General features: G+C 60.6%; 1 protein-coding gene. It reads left to right on the top strand.

The annotated features are described in order from the left end of the window. Positions 1–133: 133 nt before the first annotated feature. Positions 134–507: NYN domain-containing protein (locus ABD998_RS17770; protein ID WP_345442404.1), on the top strand; the 374-nt coding region annotated here is incomplete at its 3' end.

Genomic DNA, 507 nt, shown 5'->3' with positions numbered 1-507 from the left:
AGAAGCGCAACACAAGGCGTTTCGTTCCCGCATCGATCATCCGGCGTTCAGGGACTACGCACTTTCGTCGACAGGGTGTGGCGATTTGGCGCCACTGCGATAGACAGGCTCCATCGACGGGGACTCGGCACGAATGCGCGATTACGATCACGATAACGAAAAGAATGTCGCGCTGCTCATCGACGCCGATAATGCCAGCCCCGACCATCTCGACGAGCTTCTGCTCGTGCTGGGAGAGCTTGGGACGATCAACATCCGCCGCGCCTACGGCAATTGGGCGAAGACCAGCCTTAAGGGGTGGGGCCAGCTGACCGGCCTGCATTCGATCATCCCCATGCAGCAGTTCGATGTGGTCAAGGGCAAGAGCGCGACCGACATGCGCATGACCATCGACGCGATGGACCTGCTCTACCGCGGGAATGTCGACGGGTTTGGGATCATGTCGAGCGACAGCGACTTCCTTCCCCTTGCCCAGCGCATCCGCGAGGACGGGTTGCCGGTTTACGG

Origin of the sequence: Microbacterium gilvum, from assembly GCF_039543865.1 — a bacterium.
Lineage (GTDB): Bacteria > Actinomycetota > Actinomycetes > Actinomycetales > Microbacteriaceae > Microbacterium > Microbacterium gilvum.
This window is presented reverse-complemented; position numbering and strand designations above follow the sequence as displayed.